Source organism: Methanohalophilus portucalensis, assembly GCF_002761295.1.
Classification (GTDB): domain Archaea; phylum Halobacteriota; class Methanosarcinia; order Methanosarcinales; family Methanosarcinaceae; genus Methanohalophilus; species Methanohalophilus portucalensis.
Genome location: NZ_CP017881.1, coordinates 1,291,042 through 1,312,959 on the forward strand (window position 1 = coordinate 1,291,042; position 21,918 = coordinate 1,312,959).

Genomic DNA, 21,918 nt, shown 5'->3' on the forward strand with positions numbered 1-21,918 from the left:
TTACTCACCTTCTCTTAAGGGGGGCATTTCCTTTTCATAAACAGGTTTTCCTTCTTCTGTGGGAGGGGCTAACCAGTTAATTATATATTCCAGTTCCCCTTCATTACATTTAATTTCCACATGGATCGACCCGAGCTCTTCTTCTCCTGCAGGAAAACTGATGCGTCCTACAAAAGCAACCTGTTTATTGAGCATGAAACTCATTTTTTCTTCCGGGCTTTGTATTCCCTTTTCTAGAACGGACCTTGCGGTGTCGAGAATTTCTTCATCCCGCAGCAGGTGGTGGAATATTTGCAGGTCACGATGGTTGCAATCTATAACTGCAATATTATCATCTAAACGGGGTGTAAGACCACTAATTCTTGTGAGTGCCCCACAGACCTTTGAGGCATCCTCTGTTGGATTTACAGGGGCCCATAACTTAACGCTGGCCATTTATCTTTTCCACCGTGTCTTTTACGTGTTGTCTGAACTCCTTGAGACTTGCAGTGTTGTCAATGGTTACATCGGCAGTTTCCATTGCCTGGCCCATTCCCCATTTCATTTCCCTTTCATCCCTGATTTTCAAATCTTCGATTTTTTGCATGTCATCGCTTCTGCATCTTTTACGCACACGTTTAAACCGGTTTTCAATAGGGCTGCTTATAGCTATTAATGAAAATTCATTTCCAAATTCTTTCTTGAAAGTTTCCACCTCTGCAATCCCGCGGACGCCATCTATCACAACAACATCGTTATCTTTCTGTTTGATTTTCGGGATACATCTCCTGGCAACGGCATCCATGCCTTCTTTGTCCCTCAGGTCATTGGCTACCGTTCCAGTGTTGCTGTCTGTTGGATCGAGCTGGCGGTGCTTGACCTCTTCCCGGATCACATCTCCCATATTGATTACGTTAAGTCCCATATTTCGGATCACTTTTGAGGCTTCGGATTTCCCGGAGGCGGGCATTCCTACAAAGGCTATTATTTTCATGAGTTGCTTCTCCTCTCCTGCCTTATGATATGTTATTATTTATATATCGTTATCCCATAGGACATATCATGCAAATCGGAAAGGTAAGGCTTGGAGGAAACCTTTTACTTGCTCCAATGGCAGAGGTTACCAATCTTGCCTACCGGGTAGTTTGCAGGCGCAGAGGTGCATCTTTTGCTTTTACCGAGATGATAAATTCCGAGGCGATATTGCACGACAATGCAAAATCACATCATATGGCGTTAAGTTGTCCGGATGAGGGTATATTTGGTGTCCAGATATTTGGAAGATCCCCGGTTTCTATGGCAAAAGCTGCCTGCCTGATTGAAAATGAAACATCACCTTCAATTATTGATATAAATGCGGGCTGCCCGTCTCCCCGAATCCGGAAAACGGGTGCGGGCTCAAAGCTTATGGAAAAACCCGATGTACTGGAAAATATTATACAGTGTGTGGTGGAATCAGTAAATGTGCCGGTAACTGTAAAGATACGAGTATTCAGGGATGTGTCACAGACTGTAGAACTCGCATCAAGGCTTGAAAATGCCGGTGCCTCAGCCATAACAGTCCATGGAAGGACTGCCATGCAACAATATTCAGGTGTGGCGGATCATTTGTACGCTCGCAGGATCAAAGAGGAGTTATCAATTCCTGTTATTGCAAACGGGGATATAAGGCACGGTGTTTTTGCTGCCCGGGTTCTTGAATATACGGGATGTGACGGTCTTATGATAGGGCGGGCAGCCATGGGGGATCCTGATATCTTCTCAAGGATAGCGGCATTTCTTGAAAGCGGCATTAAGTTTCCTCCTGCCGATTGTGATCAGCGAAAAAGCAGTCTGGAGGAATATCTGAAACTACTGGAAGCCTATGGTTTGGACAAAAAAGTAAATCTGGCAGCACATTCTGCGTGGTTTACCAGGGGTCTTGCAGGTTCCAGATCTTTTCGCAAATCCATCCAGAACGTAAAGAGTAGTGAGGGTATTATTTCTAGGATGGAAATGCTATGCAGGGAGGCTTAATTGTTTTTTTGGGTTCTTTAAAATAAATTTCTGTCATTTGTTGTCACCGAAAAACTAAATAGGAATTAGCTATTCTACACAATTAAACATTGCATTTATTCCAATTACCATCCAAACGGTAATTGTTGATGCATGCGGGTTCGTATCCGCTATCTACAATTATATGTCCATTACGTTTGTTACGGAGAATACAGATGAAAGAAATAAGAATACATGGTCGAGGCGGACAGGGTTCGGTAACAGCAGCCGAACTACTGGCAGGCGCCGCTTTTGAGGATGGCCAGTTTAGCCAGGCATTCCCGGCCTTTGGTGTAGAAAGACGTGGAGCACCGGTTCAGGCTTTCACAAGGATCAGTGATGCCCCAATCAGGCTCAGAAGCCAGATTTATGAACCAGATTACGTAATTGTTCAGGATCCCACACTTATTGAGGTGGTGGATGTTGAAAGCGGGGCAAAGGATGATGGTATCATACTTATTAATTCTGATTTTGCTCCGGAAGATTTTGATCTTGACACAAATGCCCGTATAATGACCGTGAATGCAACAAAGGTAGCTCTTGATATCATTGGAAGGCCTATTGTCAATACTGTTCTTTTAGGAGCCTTTGCCGGTGCAACGGGTGAGGTCAGGGCCAGTTCCATTGTCAATGCGGTAAAGGGGCGTTTCTCAGGTAAGATCGGAGAGAAAAATGCAGAGGCTGTACAGAAAGCCTATGACTTGATGGCGGAGGAAAAATAATGAGCATACAACTCGGAGGAGTATGTCAACCCGGTACCACGAGGGCAAACAAGACCGGTGGCTGGAGAACTTTCAGGCCTGTCTATGACTACGATAAATGCATCAAATGTAAATTATGTGAATTGCTCTGTCCTGATATGGCAGTATTACCCAGGGACGACGGATTCTTTGAATTTGATTATGATTACTGTAAAGGATGCGGAATCTGTGCCAATGAATGTCCCAAGGAAGCCATTGATATGGTACTGGAGGAGAAATAAATGACAGTTATACGTACCCTTGACAAGGATAAGATGGATGTGGCCGAAGGTTCCTATGCAGTGGCCCATGCTGTGAAGGTATGCAGGCCAAATGTTATTTCCGCATATCCTATCACACCACAGACCCATATTGTGGAGGATCTTTCCCAGTTTATGGCTGATGGTGAGATTTCCAACTGTGAATATATAAACGTGGAATCCGAGTTCTCCGCCCTTTCGGCCCTTGTAGGATCTGCAGCAGCAGGTGCCAGGTGTTATTCGGCCACCACCTCGCAGGGTCTGGAACTGATGCATGAGGTGCTTTTCAATGTATCAGGAATGCGCCTGCCGGTTGTAATGACCATCGCAAACCGCGCGGTAAGTGCTCCTATTAATATCTGGAACGATCACCAGGATTCAATTTCCCAGCGTGATACCGGCTGGATCCAGATGTATGCCGAGGATCTGCAGGAAATCTCGGATATGACTGCCCAGGCTTACAAGGTTGCAGAAGATAAGGATGTAATGATGCCTGCAATGACCTGTATGGACGGTTTCATCCTGTCTCATGTCTATGAGCCGGTGGTCTTGCTGGAACAGGACCTTGTGGATGAATATCTGCCTGCTTATGAACCGGAATACTCACTCGATCCTAAAAACCCGCTTACATTCGGTGCCTTTGCAGACCCGACTGCCTATACTGAATTCAGATATCTGCAGCAGAAGGCAATGGATAATGCCCTGCCCAAGATTGAAGAAGCTGCCAATGAGTTCTATGAAATATTTGGAAGGTATTATGGTGGCCTGATCGATGAATACGAGACAGATGATGCTGATATAATCCTCATGGCTATGGGTTCACTTGTGGGTACCATCAGGGATGTAGTGGATAAACTCCGTGCAAAGGGAGTAAAGGTCGGTTTGCTTAAAGTAAGGACTTTCAGGCCATTCCCGGCAGAAGCAATAAAGAATGTTATCAAGGATGCAAAGGTTGTTGTCGCACTTGACAAGAATATCTCCCTGGGACTCAATGAAGGGTCCCTGTTTACCGAGACCAAGGCAAGTCTGTATAATACTAAGGTTGATGTCCCGATAGTGGGTCGGATGATCGGACACGGTGGTCGTGACATACCCGTAAAAACCATTGAGGATATAGTGGAGGAAGCTAAAGGCATAATCTCTTCGGGTATCAATACTGAGAGCAAATATGCTGATCTGAAGGAGGAATTGTTGTGAAATCATTGTTTACATCAGGACACCGTGGTTGCGCAGGTTGCTGTGATGCAATGGTGGCCAAGTTCACCCTTATGGCCGCAGGAGAAGACTGTATTGTTATATCCCCTACCGGCTGTCTGGAAGTTATGAGTACACCCTACCCTGAAACCTCATGGGAGGTACCCTGGATTCATTCCCTTTTCGAGAACGCAGGGGCTGTGGCTTCCGGTGTGGAGGCTGCCCTTAAGGCAATGGGTAAGAAAGGTGACACCAAGGTAATCGCTCTGGCAGGAGATGGTGCTACTCTTGATATCGGGATGAGATCTATTTCCGGTGCCTTTGAGAGGGGTCATGATATTACCTATGTGTGTATCGATAATGAGGCATACATGAATACCGGTGTGCAGAGAAGTGGTGCTACACCCTTTGATGCGTCTACCACAACAAGCCCGGCAGGAAAGGTTTCCTATGGGAACCCCCGGCCCAAGAAGAACATGCCTGCAATAATGGCAGCTCATGGTTCTCCATACATTGCTACAACTTCCCTGGGTTATCCCAAGGATATGATCAAGAAGATCAAGAAAGCAACCGAGATTGAAGGACCAACCTATATTCATGCCCATGCACCCTGTACTACAGGATGGGGTTTTGACACTTCCAAGACTGTGGAAGTTGCAAAACTGGCAGTACAGACCGGTCTGTGGCCGCTGTATGAAATGGAGAATGGTGAAGTTACAAAGGTACGCAAGATAGGCAAACAGAAAAAGCCTGTCGAAGATTATCTCAAGATGCAGAAAAGGTTCAAACATCTTTTCAAAATGGAAGGCGGAGAGGAACAGCTCAAACTGATCCAGGCACTTGCAGATAAAAACATTGAAGATTTCGGGCTTGAATAAGCCTGAATCTTATTCTCTTTTTCTATGACAGCCAGTAAGCTTTCTAATTTCCCTCAAATATGGGAACTTCTTAAAAAGGAGTATCCTGATCCGCAGCCTGCTCTGCATTTCAAAAACCCTCTGGAACTGCTTGTAGCCACTATTCTTTCAGCTCAGAGTACGGATGTGCAGATCAATAAAGTTACAAGTGAGTTGTTCAAGAAATACCGTTCGGTTTTTGATTATGCGGATGCGGACATCAGTGAACTGGAAAAGGATATCTATTCCACGGGTTTTTACCGCAACAAGGCCAAACACCTGCAACAGAGTGCCAGAGTTATCATCGAGGATTTTGGGGGTGAAGTTCCGTCCAAGATGGAAGACCTGTTAAAACTGCCCGGGGTGGCCCGCAAGACCGCCAATATTGTGCTTGCAAGAGGTTTTGGTGTAAAAGCGGGTATTGCTGTGGACACCCACGTCAAACGTCTTGCTACAAGACTGGGTTTTACTGAAAATAAGGATCCTGTCAAAATTGAAAAGGATCTGATGGAGCTTGTTGACAGGAATGAGTGGGATGATTTTTCCCTGACCCTGATATTACATGGAAGGAACGTATGTTTTGCCCGCAAACCTGCTTGTGGGCAATGTGTTGTACATCATCTCTGTCCTTCCAGTATTAACCCCATTTCAAAACAACTCTAAATACTACCTCATACAACATCTTGTAGGGGGATTGAATGAAATTTGAAGAACTCTGGCAAAAAGTGGGAATCTATTAAACTCATTTGCCGTCGCAGCCAAGGACTGGTAGAAGAAGAATTGATGACCCTAAGGTCATCAATGGTATTCCCTTTGTTTTGATGACAGGGTGTAGATGGGCAGATCTGCCAAGTTATTATGGATCTCCAGTAAACTGCATGGAGAAGGTTAAAAGTTTGTTCTGATGAGGGTATCTGGAATCAAATTATGGAAGCACTTAGAAACAGCGCTTACCATGTAAAATATCATTTGGATGGTTGAAAATAGGGTTCAGAAAACTGGCTATAAGGTATGAAAGACTCAATGTAATGTTCAAAGGTCTATTAGATATTGCATGTTTTATTCTGTGCTGGAAAAGGATGAAGATGGATTTTTGAAATAGGCTCACTGTTTAACCATTCATATTAATAATTCTTTTTTTACAATAACTTTTTATAATGAATTATGCTTTATTCTGTCTGTTACTTTGGATGGAATATGCATGAGTACTAAAAAAATAATTATGTGTATGCTTGCCATCTCGATCCTGGTGTTATCATCAGGATGCGTTGGCGGGGATTTAACGGCAGAACAGATAGCAGAACAGTTTGAACAAAAGCAGGATAATATTCAGGATTATTCAGCGACTATTCACATGGCTACTTTTTTAGAAGGAAATGAAGATAGTACCGTTGCCAGGTATGAAATGAAGAAACCAAATATGATGAAGACAGAAATAATTGAATCCTCGTCATCTGGTAAAATTATAACGGTTTCTAACGGGAGTACCACCTGGACCTATAATCAGGATGAAAATACTGTTATGATCATTGAATCACTAACAAGTTTCAATGAAAGTGATTTTGATTATCTGAATCTGATCCAGAATATGATGGAAAAGAACGAGATTTCACTTGAAGGTGAAGAAAAAATCGATGGGAGGGATTCTTACATTATTGCTATGAATCCCAGAGAAAATGAAAATAATTCGGTAAATACCAGTCTTTTTCCAACAAATATATCCACCCGGATGTGGCTGGATAAGGAAATCTGGTTGCCTTTGAAATATGAAATGTATAATGACGGTGAAAAGCTCATGGTCGTAGAATACCGTGACTTGAAAATTAACACCGGCATTGAGGATTCAGAATTTAATTTCAAGATACCGGAAGATACGAAGGTAGTTAGGTATGAAGACATCAATGATATGGTGCCTGAAGACCTGAAGCTGGAAAAAGCGATGGATGTTTCTGAAAATGAGATACTTGTCCCATCCTATCTGCCGGAAGGCTACGAGTTTGAACATGCGAATGTAAACAACAATTCAGCCATTTTTGGAGGTTTTGAGGAAAGTATATCTCTTAGTTACCGGTCAACAGATGGTTTCATTCATATTACTGAAAATTTTGGTGAAGAAGAATCCTCTCTTCCGCAAATGGGTGAAACTGTTACCGTCAACGGCAATGAGGCTCGTCTGGTATCCTATCCGGATGGTGGGTCTACTCATCTCTCCTGGAATCGTGGAAAATGCATGGTAACGATCATGGGATCAGTGGATTCCGATGAAATTGTCAGGATTGCTGAATCCATGGAATGAAAGGTGCATTTTGTACCTTTCCTTTATTCAAAAGTTAATTGATGGAAAGGAATTAGACCACCCTGGAGAGCAATCATGAATAAGATTCTTAAAACTGGTATTGGTATTTCTATAATCATAGCTTTAGTTGTGCTCACATATGTTGGTATGATTTTTGGAAGTCTATTTTTTTTGGGTATTGTAGAAACTGCTCAGGATAGTATGAATTGGGAGTATTATGGAGACGATGTTAAAAGCGAATATATGTACAATCTTGAACTCCTGGTTTTTTCCACTCCTGATATTAGGACTACGATTGATAATGTGACCATATACATTCCAGTACTTTCAGGAAAAGACAATTTGAAAGTTAGTGAATCTTTTATTGCTGATGTGAAACAAGGCAATATTTATACTGGGAAATGGGACTGTTACTTTGTGGAAACGCCTAATGGCACCATGATTGCTGTTGAAAATGTAGAGCCAATAATGGTTAATGAAAAAAGGAATATTGTGCTCAATACGCATTATGAAACGGACTATATTATTGACACTCTTGAACCCATAGAGAATGCTTTAATTTTACCAATTAATCCAGACAATCCCTCAGAATCATTTTCTACGGTTTATGTAAAATATGATATCAGTGAAGAAGATGCTAAAGTTTATTTTGATGTAAGTATACATGGATCTAATACCTGGTATAATGCACGTAGACAAGATTCTTACTTGCAACATGGCAATTTAACTCTGATAGGTTCTCAGGATAGCTGGTATAAGGTAGACACTGTTATTTTTGCGGGGGAAGGTCGGTATCCAGAGAAAAGGGAGATTAGAGGTTCGGAATAATAATTCCATTGAGAATTGCGATTAATTATTTGTATTGCTGTATAACTTTGTTTAGGTGTTTAAATAAGATTAATCTGATGATATCATGACTTCATCACATCTACATCCTCTAATATGGGGGGCAATGACATTCATTTTAGCAATCCCTATTACATACTTCATGTTCAATGAAATAAAATGGAAATTTGCTTTAGCCACAGCCATTGGGATGACAACTGGAGTGTTCCTGGGGAGTTTGCTCTAATGGATAATTTTCTGTTTCAATGCTGCTTTGGGTTATGGTCGTTAGAACACATACAGATGTAACATATATGCCCAATATGAAAAAGATGGAATAAGATGGGCTTTTGACGACATCTTTGATTCGATCCAGGCACTCTGCTTTCTTATCTGTAGATGGTTTACGTTCCATTATTTTCAAATCCATTGTTCCATATCAAAATGTACACATTATGCAATCAAAAATAATAGGCATATTATGTAAAGCCCGAAATATCCTCGACAACGTCATCGCTATCACTTGTTAATGTAAAAGTAGCAGCAATTCTAAAATGAGCCTCGGTACCAACTGTAAGTGAACGATTTCCAGACTTAATACAATAATTCCATTCTGGTGGAAGGAGTTCAGAATACATCTTTGGAGTATTGTTTGATTCCAAAGTTTGTCTGCTTACTTTGATACTTTCACCTGCTTCGAGATTAAAGGTTTTGCCTATATGTATAGTGCCATCGGATTTTACAATCTAAAAAGTAGCACTGTGTGGATATTCATCCTCATTAACTATCGTAAAAATTGGTTCACTTGGTCCAGCAAGCAACCATGGTATCGCATATAGTACTGCAAATATCAGCACTGCTATTGATGCTATCAGAACAATTCGACTTCTCTGTTTATCTGTCATGCTATATTACCTGTAAAATAAGATGGCAAGTAATATCACTGATATCAATGCTATCAGAACAATTCGTACTACTATTTGCCTATTTGTCATATTACTCCACATTTAAACAAATTGGATTTATCAATACCTTCCTTAAAATGCCTATTGGTAATTCTTGAGTTCAATCACTTTTGCTTTTCAGTCAACAAATGAAAGAATAATATTTAAATTTAGAATGAAGAAAGCAATGAAAACATTGAAGAAATGTCATTATGACATTTCCCCATATTCAGGTTTTTCAATTTTACCCATAAAAAGAATACAGCCCGTTCTCTTATCTTCGATAAAGAACATGAATGGATGATCTGCCTTGAAATCGAATACCTCTCCTGGAGGCTTACTGTAAGCCATATCCTCTGCAGTTGCTGCTGCCGCCTCTGTGCCAGTTTCATTCACTTCAATGAATGTCTGATGAACAACATCATCTATTTTTAATGAGTACCCACGTGGCATTTTTTGGCTATCAAAGATTCCAGAGAAGTCAGCATTTTCTACATCAAAAGCATCAACAACTCCCATTTCAATTAATGGATCTGATAGTTTGGTTTTTGTTTCAAATGTATACTTTGGTAACCAGATTCGTACATCCTGTCCTGGTTCCATGGTAGATTTGAGTTCATTATAATCAGAGAGAGTAAATTTATTTTCAAAATCTTCAATGTTGTTTTTTTCAGGAAGAACAATGTACATGCTTAAATCTCTGCCTTTGTATGGAAGTTCGACGACTTTTGCATCTTTGTTTTCGCCATAACTGAAATACTTCCATACATACATCATATCTACAAGAGTTCCTTCTTCGCTTGAAGATGAATTATAGAAGGGTTCTTTTTGCGTATCATCCACATCAAATTCAATGAGCCAGTTTCCTTTAAAGTAAAGTGTGTTTGTAATGATCATGTCTGTCCATTCAGGATTAATCATGTCATCTGAAATCAAATCCCTGATTTTACCATTGGTCTTTGTGGCGATCCATTCATTGATGATCTCTTGGGATTCTTCAGGTTCATTTCTAAAATCTACATTTGTTATTTTTCCACCATAGTAGGTTTCTGAGTTGTTTACAAACTTCTTATTCAGTGGATAATCATTCCGCACCCAGAGAGCATTTGCAGTTTCAAGACTATAATAGTCGCTATTAGAGTTGATCGTATCTACCATCTCTTTTGAACTCTCTTCAAGAACGGATTTGTTGAGAGGATAGTAACACGCATCTGACAACTGTTCTTTTGTGGAACCTTCAGCACCATCGTAGCAAATGGCCATTGTAGTGAAGATGCTATATGGTGAAAAAAAGATATTTTCATCTCCATTCTTAATCAGTGAATACATATCAAAAGCAAAAGCATTGTTTGCAGTTGAAATATCATAACCATTGACTGAATCTGTATTGATCGTGGTCTTTGTATTTACAGTTGAATCTTCAACACAACCTAGAAAAATCGATGAAATCATACATAATGACACTAATATTGTAATTTTCAGTTTTTTCATAATATTTAGTAAATGTTTGTAGTATAAAGTTTTTATGATTTTCGCACCGAACAAAAAAATATAGTTATCGGACAAAACTGTGAATTATAGGGCACAATCCTGAATATTCGGACAAATCGATTTGAAGGACAAAGCGCTCTTTTCCACAAACTATACAAATCTAAAAAACCTCTCTTTTTATTATGTCACGTATTGTTGTCCATGTGGACATGGACTACTTTTATGCTGCTGTTGAGGAGCGTGAAAACCCTTCCCTTATAGGCAGGCCTGTAGTGGTCTGCATGTATTCGGGTAGAGGGGAGCACGGGGGCTCGGTAAGCACCTCCAATTATACAGCCCGCGAATATGGTATTAAATCAGGTATGCCCTGTTCCAGAGCCATTAAACTGAATCCGGATGCGGTTTTTCTTCCTGTAAGAAAAGAGTTTTACACTGAAGTTTCTGACAGTATCATGGAAGTACTGCGCTTACATGCAGATAGTGATGAATCTTTTGAGCAGATAAGTATAGATGAGGCATTCATCGAAGTTACGGCAAACTGTAACGGTGATTTTGAATGTGCCCTTAAATTGGGTGAAGATATTAAGCAAAAGATTCTGGAAAAAGAACAGCTTACATGTTCTGTGGGGATTGGGCCCAACAAACTCATTGCCAAAATGGCATCCTCAGAAAATAAACCCGATGGGCTTACTGTCATATCACAAAATGATGTAAACTCATTTCTGGAAGATCGGACTGCCTCTCAACTCTGGGGTGTAGGGGATGTCACAGCCGCCAGGCTTGAAAAAATGGGCATAAAATCAGTGGGGCAACTTGCTTCTTCGGACATTGTGTCTCTCATAGATGCTTTTGGTAAAAAGAAAGGTTCATGGCTCAAAAAGGCTGCATAGGGGATTGATGAGTCTCCTGTCAGGCAAAGGGAAGGAAGTGAGCAAATTGGCAGGATAGCCACTTTGCCGGAAAATTCATCGGATCACGATTTGATAATGCCAGTTCTGGATAACCTTGCCGATGATGTGATTAAAAAGACCATCAAAAGAGGTGTTTCCTTCCGTCAGGTTACACTGATTGTAATCACATCTGATTTCAAAACCCAAACTCGTAACCATACCCTCCAGAGAGCGGTTGCTGAAAAAGAAATTCTGAGGTCAAATCTGGATAAATTGCTAACAACCTTCCTTGAGGAAAACAAATTGGCCATTCGCCGGATTGGAGTTAGGGTTGCCGGGTTACAGGAAGTTTCATCTCAGACAACACTTGCTTCTTACTTTTGAGCCGGTTACAACAGGGATTCGAATGATTTCGCGCCGTCCAGTTTCTCGGGACTTATGATGTCATTTTCCAGGATTTCATCTTTGATATTGATTGGAACATCTGCTCGCAGAGCAAGGGCGATACAATCACTGGGTCTTGCATCGAATTCCATTTTAACATCGTTTTTGCTCAAAGTCAGACGGGCGAAAAATACTCCTTCTGTCTTTTCATCAATAAACACGCTTTCAACTTTGCCTTCCATTCTTGAGAGGATGGACATTAAAAGGTCATGGGTCATTGGACGAGGTGTGGTCTCACTGTTTAATGCATTATTTATGGACAGGGCTTCCAGATGCCCGATATAAATCGGCATTATTTTTCCGGTCGGACCTTCCAGGATGACAGTTGGGGCTATTCCCTCTTCCATTTTCATGAGGTAAACCCCCTTTACATTCACCTGGCAGGTTTCGTCTTCCTCTGGCATGCCTTTACCATGAAATTCAATAATATTAATATCTTATCAATTGATTTCATTTATGCAAATAATGCAGGGGGTCCAGGAGGCCCGGAGGTTTTTTGGATCCAAACCAATTGCCTCCAAGATACAATTTATGATCTGTAACAGGGTATTTTCCCCATATTTCAAGATGTAACATGGCAGGATTTTTTTCTTTGAGTGCCTGGATGTATTTTGGGGATGTGTTATCTATCATCTCAGTGTTGAGTACCTGCCCGACCTCTCCAATCCGGTCATATTTTTTGACCCTTGAACCTTTTTCCGGAATAGTCATGCCCATCTCTCCGTATTTGTAATATATCCCGGAATTTCCTCTAACTATTAAATGATAGGTTTTATTCCAGTACCCTATCATTGAGGGAGAAGTCATGATTCCAATTTCTACAACTTCTCCCTCCTCTATGGCAAAAATTGGTGTCCCTTTTTCTGCATAGAGGTCAATGCCACAGTGATGGCGGTCTTCTCTGTCTTCCCAGAAACAACCCGCATCACCATCATCTGGTATATGTACCGATACTGGAAGGGGCCAGTTTTTTTCATCCCTTTTTTCCATAACCTCCTCCTCCTGGGGTCTTAATTATGAAAGTATCTCCCTCTTCCACTTCTACTTCATCAGCTGCTGAAAGTTCAATAGTTTCCCCATTTTTCCTTGCCAGAAGGTTTTCGCCGGTGCTTGCAGCTTCTCCGCCTGCCATTCCCTTTGGCGGATATTTCCTGTGGCTTGAAAGAATTGCTGCCTTCATTTTTTTGAGAAAACGTATCTTTCTGACCACGCCGTTGCCTCCCTTAAATTTCCCCTCTCCTGCGCTACCACTTCGAATACTGAATTCTTCTATTCTGACAGGAAAACGTAGTTCCATGATTTCGGGGTCTGTGATCAGGGAATTAGTCATGTGTGTCTGGACCGCATCTTCTCCATCAAAACCATTGCCTGCTCCTGCTCCTCCGCAGATGGTCTCATAATACTGGAATCTGTCATTGCCGAAAGTGAAATTATTCATTGTTCCCTGGGACGGTGCAAGTATACCAAGGGCTCCGTAGAGGCAATCCACGATGTATTGGGAAGTTTCGACATTGCCGGCCACAACAGCTGCAGGATATGAAGGATTAAGCATCGAATTTTCGGGAATGATTATGGTAATAGGCCTGAGACAGCCCGAGTTGAGCGGGATATCATCCTGCACAAGTGTCCTGAATACATAAAGTACCGCAGCTTTGCAGACTGCAGACGGTGCATTGAAATTACTTTTTGTTTGAGGTGAAGTGTGTGTAAAATCGATAATTGCTTTTGTGTTATTCCTGTCAATTCTTACCCTTACTGCAATTTTACTGTCATCATCCAGTCTGTACTCGAAGTCTCCATTTTCTAAAACATCAATCACACTTTCCACTGCCATTTCAGCATTATCCTGTACATGTTGCATGTATGCAGTAATGGTTTTCAGGGAATAGGTATCAACAAGCTTGCGGAGTTCTTCTATTCCTTTCTGGTTGGCAGCAATTTGTGCTTTGAGATCTGCGATGTTCTGGTCGGGGTTTCGAGGAGGATACGTTGCCTGATTGAAAAGTTTCACTAATTCTTCTTCCCGGAATTTTCCTTGCTCTGTAAGTTTGAATTCTTCAATAAGAACTCCTTCTTCCTCTATCCTCTTGCTTAATGGTGGCATGGAACCCGGAGTGATCCCGCCGATATCCGCATGGTGGCCCCTGGATGCTACATAAAATTGTGGTTTACCATTGCTAATAAGCGGGGAAACGGCTGTGATATCAGGGAGGTGGGTTCCTCCATGATAGGGGGAATTGAGAATGTAGGTATCACCTTCGCTGAAATCATTTTCATGATTGCGGATTACCTCTTTTACTGCATCTTCCATAGAGCCCAGGTGTACCGGGATGTGGGGCGCATTTGCAACAAGATTGCCGCTGCCATCAAAGATTGCACAGGAAAAATCCAGTCTCTCCTTTATATTTACCGAATGGGCTGCATTGCGCAACCTGTATCCCATTTGTTCGGCTACTGACATGAAACGGTTATTGAATATCTCAAGCATGACGGGATCGACTTCAGTACCAATATCCGGTCTGGACTTTGTTATCTTTTTTTCCAGTAGCAAATGATTGTGTTCTGTTATGGAAGCCTGCCATTTACATTCCAGTACAATGGTAGTTGTATCTTCCATGATTAAGGCAGGACCGGTAATCAGATTGCCGGGTTTGAGAACATCCCTTGTGAACAAAGGTATCCGATGCCATCTCCCTTCCATGTAAACTTCCTTTGAAGATGCAGGTATCGGGTTTTTATCTGTTAATAAATGGGTGGTTTCTGCAGGTGTCTGGTTCTTGCCAATAATTTCCACATAAGCAGAATCCACTACCAGTTTTCTATTTTCGCTTACAAAACCAAAACGTTCTATGTGCAGGTTGTGAAACATTTTTGTCATTTCTTCTATAGGGCCACATGGCACATCAAAAGTTGTTTCAGTACCTTCATATTTCAGGCGGACCCTTTCCACGGTTTCGATGTCAATATTCCTGTCACCTGTGGCAAGCATACGTTCCATTCCTTTTTCAGAAAGGTTCTTTGTGACACCTGTCAGTTCCTTTTCAATCCCTTCTTCAAGGTACTTTTCCAGGGCCTTCTCCTCGATTACCCGTCTGTCTGCAAGTCCCATCCCATAGGCTGACAGTACTCCTGCAAAGGGATGAATCAGTATTTTTCCAATACCCAGAGAATCAGCTACAAGGCCCGCATGTTGGGCTCCTGCACCTCCGAAACAACAGAGAATGTAATCTTCAAGATTATACCCTCTTTTCACCGAAATGTGCTTGATGGCATTAGCCATATTTTCCACTGCCACCTTCAGGAAACCTTCTGCAACTTCTTCCGGTTTCATGCTTTTGCCGGTTTGCAACTTTATTTCTTCTGCAAGTGCACGGAATTTTTTCACAACAATGTCCCTGTCAAGGGGTAAATCCGCATTTTCACCGAAAATTTGGGGAAAATTCTGTGGGTTTATCTTGCCCAGCATTACGTTACAGTCAGTAACAGTAAGTGGCCCTCCTTTCCTGTAGCAGGCGGGTCCGGGATCGGCGCCCGCAGAATCGGGTCCTGTCTGGAACCTGCCATCTTCAAAATGCAGGATTGATCCACCGCCTGCGGCAACAGTATGTATGTTCAGCATGGGAGTGTGCAGATGTGTTCCTGAGACAGTTGATTCGAGGGTTCGTTCCATTTCTCCCCTGTAATGGGCTACATCGGTGGATGTTCCTCCCATATCAAAACTGATTACCCGGCCAAACCCTGCCATCCTGCAGACTTCTGCTGATCCTACGATACCGCCGGCAGGTCCCGAAAGAATACTGTCTTTGCCCCTAAAACTGCCTCCATCTACAAGTCCGCCGCTTGATTGCATGAAGAAAATATCTGTCGAGTTTTTCTGGTCATTGAGTTCATTGCGGACCAGATTTACATAATGTTCCAGCACGGGGGACAGGTATGCATCCACAACTGTTGTTTCTGCCCGGGCAACCATCTTGCTTAACGGGCTTGTGCGATGGGAGAGGGATATATTGGTATATCCTACATCATGTGCAATCTTTTCTATTTGCTCTTCGTGATCAGGATAGCGAAATGAATGCATAAGGGCAACTGCAACAGAACGGTAGCCTTTATGGTAATATTCCCTAAGTTTTTCTTTGGTCTCCTCATAGTTCAGAGGAGTTACTATTGTTCCGTCACAGCTGTATCTTTGTCTGGCTTCAATAACTTCCTCATAGAGGACTTCGGGTTTATTGATATCAAGTGCAAATATGGAAGGGCGGTTCTGGTATCCTATTTTCAGGATATCCCGGAACCTTTCCGTTATTACAAGTACTGTAGGCTCTCCCCTGCGCTCAAGCAGTGCATTTGTTCCTACAGTGGTTCCCATGCGGATAGATGCAATTTTTTCTGCAGGAAGGGTTTCATTTTTCCCAATATTCAGAACCTGTCGTATTCCCTCTATAGCAGCATCTTCGTATTGTTCGGGATTGTCGGACAGGAGTTTGTGTGTCAGGAGTTCTCCATCCGGTTTTAGGGCCACTATATCGGTGAAGGTGCCTCCCCTGTCAATCCAGAAGTCCCAGGAATTTGAATTATTTTGCATGTTTTCACAGCGATTATCCTGCAAAATTGTTTATATCTGGCTTACAATATTATATCAATGCCATTTTAGGAATTTGATTTACAATTATTTCATTACATAAATTCCATTCAGGCTCTTGATTTTATTATGGTCCCCCTGACAATAGCGGGAAACCTGTTTATATGGTTGTTAATCGCTGCATTTCTATATATATTTAAAGGTAAATCCTATGCAGTCTATTACTTGTCACTTTTGTTAATAATATGGCTGCTTGTTTATGGGATGAAATCATTATTCATGGTCTCCCGGCCAGAAACTGGACGTATCCTTGTGGATGCAGCAGGCTATTCTTTTCCCAGCAGTCACACAGCACTGGCTTTTGGAACTGCCAGTTTTTTGCATCCAGTTTCAGGCAAATCAAGTTATTTTTTCTGGATATTTGCCATAATGATGGGTATCAGCCGGATAGTGGTGGGTGTACATTATCCCTCGGATGTTGTAGCAGGTGCAATTACAGGTATTATTTTGGGTTATGCAGGTTTGCTTTTGTATCCTGCATTTGTAAGAAAAGTAAAAAGGTTTAGAATTGATTAAGCCGGGTTTGCCTGCACTGGCATTTTTCCCCTGGAATTTCCAGTGGATACACTTCTGTCAGACATCCCATACAGAGATCTTCTTTGTCAAGACCTATGGCCCTGACCAGTCCATCGATACTTAGATAGCCCAGGGAATCTGCGTTTATGGTATTACAAATATTTTCCACTTTGTTGTTGGCCGCAATTAATTCCTCACGGGTAGCCATATCAATACCCATATAGCAGGGGGCAATTATAGCGGGGCTCCCAATTCTGGCGTGTACTTCTCTGGCACCTGAGTCTTTTATCATATTGATGATTCTTCGGGAAGTAGTTCCCCTTACAACACTATCATCGATGAGTACTACCTTCTTGTCCTCTATGTTTTCTGCAATCGTGTTCATCTTGAGCCTGACAGCGATTTCCCTCATTTCCTGGCCTGGAAGAATAAAGGTCCTGCCAATATAGCGGTTTTTCATTAAACCTTCCTGATACTGGATTTTGGATTCCCGGGAATATCCGACAGCAGAAGTAATACCCGAATCCGGGACGGGGGAAATAATATCTGCTTCAACAGAATGTTCTTTTGCAAGTTCCCTGCCAATACGTTCCCTTACTTTGTAGACGAGCTGTCCATCAATTACAGAGTCAGGTCTTGCAAAATAGATGTATTCAAAAACACAATGTGCTGCATGTGTGGTATTGTATACCTGATGACTTTCCACTTCACCATCTTTTAATACAACGATCTCGCCTGGTTTCACATCCCGGATAAGTTTGCCGTTTAATGTATCAATGGCCACACTTTCGGATGCAACTACCAGCCCAAGGTCAGTTTTTCCTATGCAGAGAGGTTTGATTCCAAGGGGGTCCCTGGCGGCTATCAGGAGGTCATCGATCATTATGGCCAGGGAATATGATCCCTTGAGCCTTTTCATCACATTCTTGATAGACTCTACAGCTCCATGCTTTAGCAGTTCCTTGACCAGAAGGTGGGCAACAACTTCAGTGTCAGAATCGGTAATGAAAATCCTGCCTTCTGATTCCAGTTCATCCCGCAGGTCATGGCCGTTTATCAGGTTGCCATTATGAGCAATAGCTACAGTACCACTTTTATAATTCACAATAAGGGGCTGGCAATTTTCTATGCGTGACTGGCCCGTTGTGGAATAGCGGACATGACCGATTCCCACATGACCTACAAGTTTAACGATGTCTTCTCTTGCATAAACTTCCGGGACAAGTCCCATCCCTTTCAGTGAATGGGTTGAACCACCATTGTAAACAGTAATGCCGGTGGATTCCTGGCCCCTGTGCTGTAGTGCATAGAGAGAATAGTAAATCTGAAGTGCGGCGGTTTTTGATTGGGATTTTGTATCATCCAGTAAAACCCCTACAACACCGCATTCTTCCTTCATTTGCACCTCAGCAAAAGAATAAGAGTAATCAGTATTTGCACTTGCGCTGCCACTTGTAACTTCTCATACGTGAGGTCTTACCAAATCCGCATGATGTGCACTGTTTGGTATGGATGTTAAGAGATACGCTACCGCAACGTCTGCATTTAGCATGTGTACGTTTCTGTCTTTTTCCTCTTGAGGGAGTACCTTTTGACATTATTTATCACCTTGTAATATGGATAGTAGTAATCAGTATTCTGAAGGGTACCATTGATTGCCCTGATTATTCTTATAGGTTACGGAGATACATATACAACATTATCGCCACGGACAACAACGCTGCCAATCTTGCGGACTATTTCTCCTTCCTTGATTTCTTCAGCTTCATCCAGTACCAGATTCATGTGAACGTCATATCCCTGAAGTGTTCCACGAAATTCTCTTGCACCTTTCAATCTTACGATTACGGCTGTGTTTAATGCGTTGTTCAGTATATCCAGAGGTCTGTTTCCCATATTGAATTGCCCCGTAGGTATAAATATTTAAATTTAAGTTACCCAAACGAATTTAATTGGGTGTTTGCATGTAATAATGTAAATCTCTCATGGTGCAAATACTATATATAAAGCTATCGCAGATATTCTGCATCAGTCAAAGAAATTATCATCAGGTGAAATTATATGAGCAATACAAAGGTAGCCCTTACGATAGCAGGTTCAGATTCCGGCGGCGGTGCCGGCATAGAAGCAGACATTCGTACCTTTTCGGCACTGGGGATGCATCCCACATGCGCTGTTACATGCATCACCTCCCAGAACACAATGGGACTGCAGGATTCAACGGAGGTGCCCCTATCCCATATATCCTCTCAGATTTATGCGGTATGTACGGATATGGATGTAAAGTGGGCAAAAACAGGAATGCTTTCTTCTCCTGAAATTATCGATGTGGTTGCATCTGAGGTAAATAAGCATCGTCTTAAACTGGTTGTGGATCCTGTAATGGCTGCCGAGGCAGGAGGCTCCTTGCTTGCAGAATCTGCGCTTAGTATCCTGAAAGAAAAATTGTTGCCTCTGGCTTTTGTTGTAACTCCCAACATATATGAGGCAAAAGCCCTGTCAGGAGTTACGATAAATACCTGGGAAGATGGGCAGAAAGCAGCTCGCAGGATAGCAAAGCTCGGTGTGGATAATGTAATAATCACAGGAGGCCATTTTGATGCTTCGGATCTTGTCTATGAATCCCACAATGACACATTTACAACAATATCAAGCCGATTTGTTGAAGGGGGAACTCATGGTTCAGGGTGTACCTATTCAGCGGCTTTGCTTGTTTATCTCTCAAATGAATTGAGAGTGCCCGAAGCTGCAAGGTGTGCCAAAAGATTTGTAGAAAATGCTATTTCCAGAAGTACTGATGTTGGAATGGGTGTATCCCCTGTAGATCCGCTTGCTTTTCTGCGTAATTCAGCTGCAAAATACCATACTTTAGTGAATACTACCGAAGCCCTGGATATCCTGCTTTCGGAAAAGGCTTTTTCAAAACTTATCCCCGAGGTAGGATGCAATATTGCCATGGCAACTCCTGAGGCTGAAACAATATCAGATGTAGCCGGTGTACATGGTCGTATAACCCGTTCAAAAGACAGGCCTGTGGCATCAGGTTGTGTGGGGTTTGGTGCCAGTAAACATGTTGGAAGTGTGGTACTTGCTGCTATACATTCCAATCCTGAAATCAGGGCATGCCTGAATGTTAAGTACAGCAAGGAGATACTTGCTGCCTGCAGCCAGATGGGCTTTGGCATTGCTTCTTTTGAACGCAAGGACGAACCTTCTGATGTGAGTACAATGGATTGGGGCACGGCTTATGCAATAGAAAAATATGGTAAGGTTCCTGAAATCATATATGATGAAGGCGATATAGGAAAAGAACCAATGATAAGACTGCTTGGCAAAAGTGCGACAGATGTTGTTGAGATGGCTTTGCGAATAGTTGAACGAATTAACTGATAGATTTTGGGTATAGGTATAAGTATGTACAGACTTATACCTAATATTTATTATTTCCAGTATTAAATGGAGGGATATTGTATCGCAGTAGGGGTAGATGATTTTTATTTGACGATAGTCATAGTTATATTGACATCGCTGGTGATCCTGCTGCTCCAGTATCTTTTTAAGAAATCTTTGATTTTCAAAGGTGACACTTTCATAAGGAATCTTTTCTTTACCCTTCTAGCATTCCTGGGTATGATGCTGGTTATCTTTTCCCTGCCGATATCCAGTGATTCAAAACAGATCATTGTAAGTGCGATAGGTATTATTGTTGGTGCTACGGTAGCTCTTTCTTCTACCACTTTTGTTTCAAATGGAATGTCCGGTATAATGGTTCGGCTCATCAAGCCATTCTATGTGGGGGATTACATAAGAAGTGGTGATATTTTTGGCAGGGTCACGGACAAAACCATACTCTATACACGCATTCAATCAGAAGATCGTGACCTGATCACCGTGCCAAACCTGAAACTAATGTCCAATCCACTGATTACCATCCGCTCCTCGGGGACTATAATCTCAACTAATGTTTCACTGGGTTATGATGTATGCAGGCAGGATATTGAGACCGCCTTACTCGAGGCGGCTGGTGAGGCAGGCCTGGAGGATCCTTTCGTACATGTTCTTGAGCTGGGGGATTTCTCCGTTACCTACAAGGTGGGGGGTCTGTTGAAAGAGACTAAAGCCTTGCTAACTGACCGTTCTAATTTTAAGAAGGCAGTGCTTGACTCCCTTCATAGGATGGATATTGAAATTGTATCTCCTACCTTCATGAACCAGAGGGTAATGAAGAATGGCAAACGATTCATTCCTCCTCTGCGGGAAAATAGAGAGGATGGGGAGGAATTACGGCCTGACAAGGATTACATTCCTGATGTATCCACCGAAGAAATTATTTTTGATAAGGCTATAGAAGCTGAAATGCTGGATAAGGCCAGAAAAACGCTGGAATATTTTGACAATAAAAAGGCAAAAGTGGAAAAACAAATTTCCTGCCTTCCCGAAGAAGCTGCCGAAATCCAGCAGAATAATTGGTCTTCTATAAAGGATCGCTTGGGCAACATAGAGCAGATTGTTGAGGCACTGGAAAAAGCCCCGGAACCGGGAGAAATGGAATCATCTCCAGAAGGTCTACTTCACTCCAAGGTGCTTGAACACCTCCGTTCCATCATGGACAGCATTCTTGAGGATTATAACCAAATGGTGGAAATAATGGAATCCGAGTCCTGTGAGATTGAGAACAAAAAATCTTATGGTTTACCAGATGATGAAGAATCTGTCAGTGAAAATAATGTTAATTAACTATCTTATTTGGGATCACTTTTAAATACCAGA

Annotated in this window: 23 protein-coding genes; 14 read left to right on the top strand and 9 right to left on the bottom strand. The window is 42.0% G+C overall.

Annotated features, from left to right (window positions below):
* Both BKM01_RS06720 and BKM01_RS06725 read right to left on the bottom strand, forming a co-directional pair.
* Entirely contained in the window at positions 1 to 435 is a 435-nt protein-coding gene (locus BKM01_RS06720; RefSeq protein WP_072358948.1) for an RNA-binding domain-containing protein, read from the bottom strand.
* A complete protein-coding gene (locus tag BKM01_RS06725; RefSeq protein ID WP_072358949.1) occupies positions 422 to 973 on the bottom strand; it encodes a dephospho-CoA kinase in 552 nt (183 codons plus the stop codon). The genes BKM01_RS06720 and BKM01_RS06725 overlap by 14 nt, the downstream gene beginning before the upstream one ends.
* A gap of 68 nt (positions 974 to 1,041) precedes the next feature.
* Between BKM01_RS06725 and dusB the strand changes: the two genes are divergently transcribed.
* The 9 genes from dusB to BKM01_RS06775 all read left to right on the top strand — a co-directional run bounded on the left by dusB (position 1,042) and on the right by BKM01_RS06775 (position 8,227).
* Positions 1,042 to 1,995 (top strand): tRNA dihydrouridine synthase DusB, encoded by a 954-nt coding sequence (dusB, locus tag BKM01_RS06730; protein WP_072358951.1) that lies wholly within the window; start codon positions 1,042 to 1,044, stop codon positions 1,993 to 1,995.
* Positions 1,996 to 2,189: 194 nt separating this feature from the next.
* On the top strand, positions 2,190 to 2,735 hold the full coding sequence (locus BKM01_RS06735; RefSeq protein ID WP_072358953.1) for a pyruvate ferredoxin oxidoreductase subunit gamma: 546 nt from the start codon (positions 2,190 to 2,192) through the stop codon (positions 2,733 to 2,735).
* Positions 2,735 to 2,995, top strand: a complete 261-nt coding sequence (porD, locus tag BKM01_RS06740) for a pyruvate synthase subunit PorD (protein WP_072358955.1) — start codon at positions 2,735 to 2,737, stop codon at positions 2,993 to 2,995. Before BKM01_RS06735 ends, porD begins: the two co-directional genes overlap by 1 nt.
* Positions 2,996 to 4,210 carry a pyruvate synthase subunit PorA gene (porA, locus tag BKM01_RS06745; protein ID WP_072358956.1) on the top strand — a complete coding sequence of 405 codons (1,215 nt, stop codon included), beginning with the start codon at positions 2,996 to 2,998 and terminating at the stop codon, positions 4,208 to 4,210. It abuts the gene before it with no gap.
* Complete coding sequence (porB, locus tag BKM01_RS06750) at positions 4,207 to 5,085, top strand: pyruvate synthase subunit PorB (protein ID WP_013036829.1); 879 nt, start codon at positions 4,207 to 4,209, stop codon at positions 5,083 to 5,085. The genes porA and porB overlap by 4 nt, the downstream gene beginning before the upstream one ends.
* Positions 5,086 to 5,109: 24 nt before the next feature.
* On the top strand, positions 5,110 to 5,766 hold the full coding sequence (nth, locus tag BKM01_RS06755; protein WP_072358958.1) for an endonuclease III: 657 nt from the start codon (positions 5,110 to 5,112) through the stop codon (positions 5,764 to 5,766).
* 83 nt (positions 5,767 to 5,849) lie between these two features.
* A complete protein-coding gene (locus tag BKM01_RS11160; protein ID WP_084006265.1) occupies positions 5,850 to 6,008 on the top strand; it encodes a transposase in 159 nt (52 codons plus the stop codon).
* A gap of 296 nt (positions 6,009 to 6,304) precedes the next feature.
* A complete protein-coding gene (locus tag BKM01_RS06770; protein ID WP_072358960.1) occupies positions 6,305 to 7,399 on the top strand; it encodes a DUF4367 domain-containing protein in 1,095 nt (364 codons plus the stop codon).
* A gap of 75 nt (positions 7,400 to 7,474) precedes the next feature.
* Positions 7,475 to 8,227 carry a hypothetical protein gene (locus BKM01_RS06775; protein ID WP_072358961.1) on the top strand — a complete coding sequence of 251 codons (753 nt, stop codon included), beginning with the start codon at positions 7,475 to 7,477 and terminating at the stop codon, positions 8,225 to 8,227.
* Positions 8,228 to 9,378: 1,151 nt separating this feature from the next.
* Here BKM01_RS06775 and BKM01_RS06780 read toward each other — a convergent pair.
* Positions 9,379 to 10,620 (bottom strand): serpin family protein, encoded by a 1,242-nt coding sequence (locus BKM01_RS06780; protein WP_233125582.1) that lies wholly within the window; start codon positions 10,618 to 10,620, stop codon positions 9,379 to 9,381.
* Positions 10,621 to 10,841: 221 nt separating this feature from the next.
* On the opposite strand from BKM01_RS06780, the gene BKM01_RS11210 reads away from it, so the two are divergent.
* Entirely contained in the window at positions 10,842 to 11,549 is a 708-nt protein-coding gene (locus BKM01_RS11210; RefSeq protein ID WP_327078528.1) for a Y-family DNA polymerase, read from the top strand.
* A 45-nt stretch (positions 11,550 to 11,594) separates the two neighbouring features.
* Complete coding sequence (locus tag BKM01_RS11215; RefSeq protein WP_332882194.1) at positions 11,595 to 11,933, top strand: DinB/UmuC family translesion DNA polymerase; 339 nt, start codon at positions 11,595 to 11,597, stop codon at positions 11,931 to 11,933.
* A 5-nt stretch (positions 11,934 to 11,938) separates the two neighbouring features.
* Here BKM01_RS11215 and BKM01_RS06790 read toward each other — a convergent pair whose 3' ends face one another.
* Genes BKM01_RS06790 through BKM01_RS06800 form a run of 3 tightly spaced genes read right to left on the bottom strand, consistent with a single transcriptional unit; the run spans position 11,939 to position 16,575 of the window.
* Positions 11,939 to 12,397 (bottom strand): bifunctional nuclease family protein, encoded by a 459-nt coding sequence (locus BKM01_RS06790; protein WP_072358963.1) that lies wholly within the window; start codon positions 12,395 to 12,397, stop codon positions 11,939 to 11,941.
* Between the two features lie 46 nt (positions 12,398 to 12,443).
* On the bottom strand, positions 12,444 to 12,983 hold the full coding sequence (locus BKM01_RS06795; RefSeq protein ID WP_072358965.1) for a M23 family metallopeptidase: 540 nt from the start codon (positions 12,981 to 12,983) through the stop codon (positions 12,444 to 12,446).
* Entirely contained in the window at positions 12,967 to 16,575 is a 3,609-nt protein-coding gene (locus BKM01_RS06800; RefSeq protein WP_072358966.1) for a hydantoinase B/oxoprolinase family protein, read from the bottom strand. Before BKM01_RS06800 ends, BKM01_RS06795 begins: the two co-directional genes overlap by 17 nt.
* A gap of 126 nt (positions 16,576 to 16,701) precedes the next feature.
* Here BKM01_RS06800 and BKM01_RS06805 point away from each other — a divergent pair, with 126 nt between their 5' ends.
* Positions 16,702 to 17,148 carry a phosphatase PAP2 family protein gene (locus tag BKM01_RS06805; protein ID WP_072358967.1) on the top strand — a complete coding sequence of 149 codons (447 nt, stop codon included), beginning with the start codon at positions 16,702 to 16,704 and terminating at the stop codon, positions 17,146 to 17,148.
* Here BKM01_RS06805 and purF read toward each other — a convergent pair.
* The 3 genes from purF to BKM01_RS06820 form a co-directional block, all read right to left on the bottom strand.
* Positions 17,135 to 18,547 (bottom strand): amidophosphoribosyltransferase, encoded by a 1,413-nt coding sequence (gene purF / locus BKM01_RS06810; protein ID WP_072358968.1) that lies wholly within the window; start codon positions 18,545 to 18,547, stop codon positions 17,135 to 17,137. The two genes, BKM01_RS06805 and purF, sit on opposite strands and share 14 nt — an antisense overlap.
* 28 nt (positions 18,548 to 18,575) lie before the next feature.
* Positions 18,576 to 18,746 (bottom strand): 50S ribosomal protein L37e, encoded by a 171-nt coding sequence (locus BKM01_RS06815; protein WP_072358969.1) that lies wholly within the window; start codon positions 18,744 to 18,746, stop codon positions 18,576 to 18,578.
* A gap of 79 nt (positions 18,747 to 18,825) precedes the next feature.
* Positions 18,826 to 19,044: an LSm family protein gene (locus BKM01_RS06820; RefSeq protein WP_072358970.1), complete on the bottom strand. Its 219-nt coding sequence runs from the start codon at positions 19,042 to 19,044 to the stop codon at positions 18,826 to 18,828.
* Positions 19,045 to 19,209: 165 nt separating this feature from the next.
* On the opposite strand from BKM01_RS06820, the gene thiD reads away from it, so the two are divergent.
* Together thiD and BKM01_RS06830 are read left to right on the top strand one after the other, a co-directional pair.
* Positions 19,210 to 20,538 carry a bifunctional hydroxymethylpyrimidine kinase/phosphomethylpyrimidine kinase gene (thiD, locus tag BKM01_RS06825; protein ID WP_072358971.1) on the top strand — a complete coding sequence of 443 codons (1,329 nt, stop codon included), beginning with the start codon at positions 19,210 to 19,212 and terminating at the stop codon, positions 20,536 to 20,538.
* Between the two features lie 66 nt (positions 20,539 to 20,604).
* Entirely contained in the window at positions 20,605 to 21,885 is a 1,281-nt protein-coding gene (locus BKM01_RS06830; RefSeq protein ID WP_099816306.1) for a mechanosensitive ion channel family protein, read from the top strand.
* Positions 21,886 to 21,918: the final 33 nt, after the last annotated feature.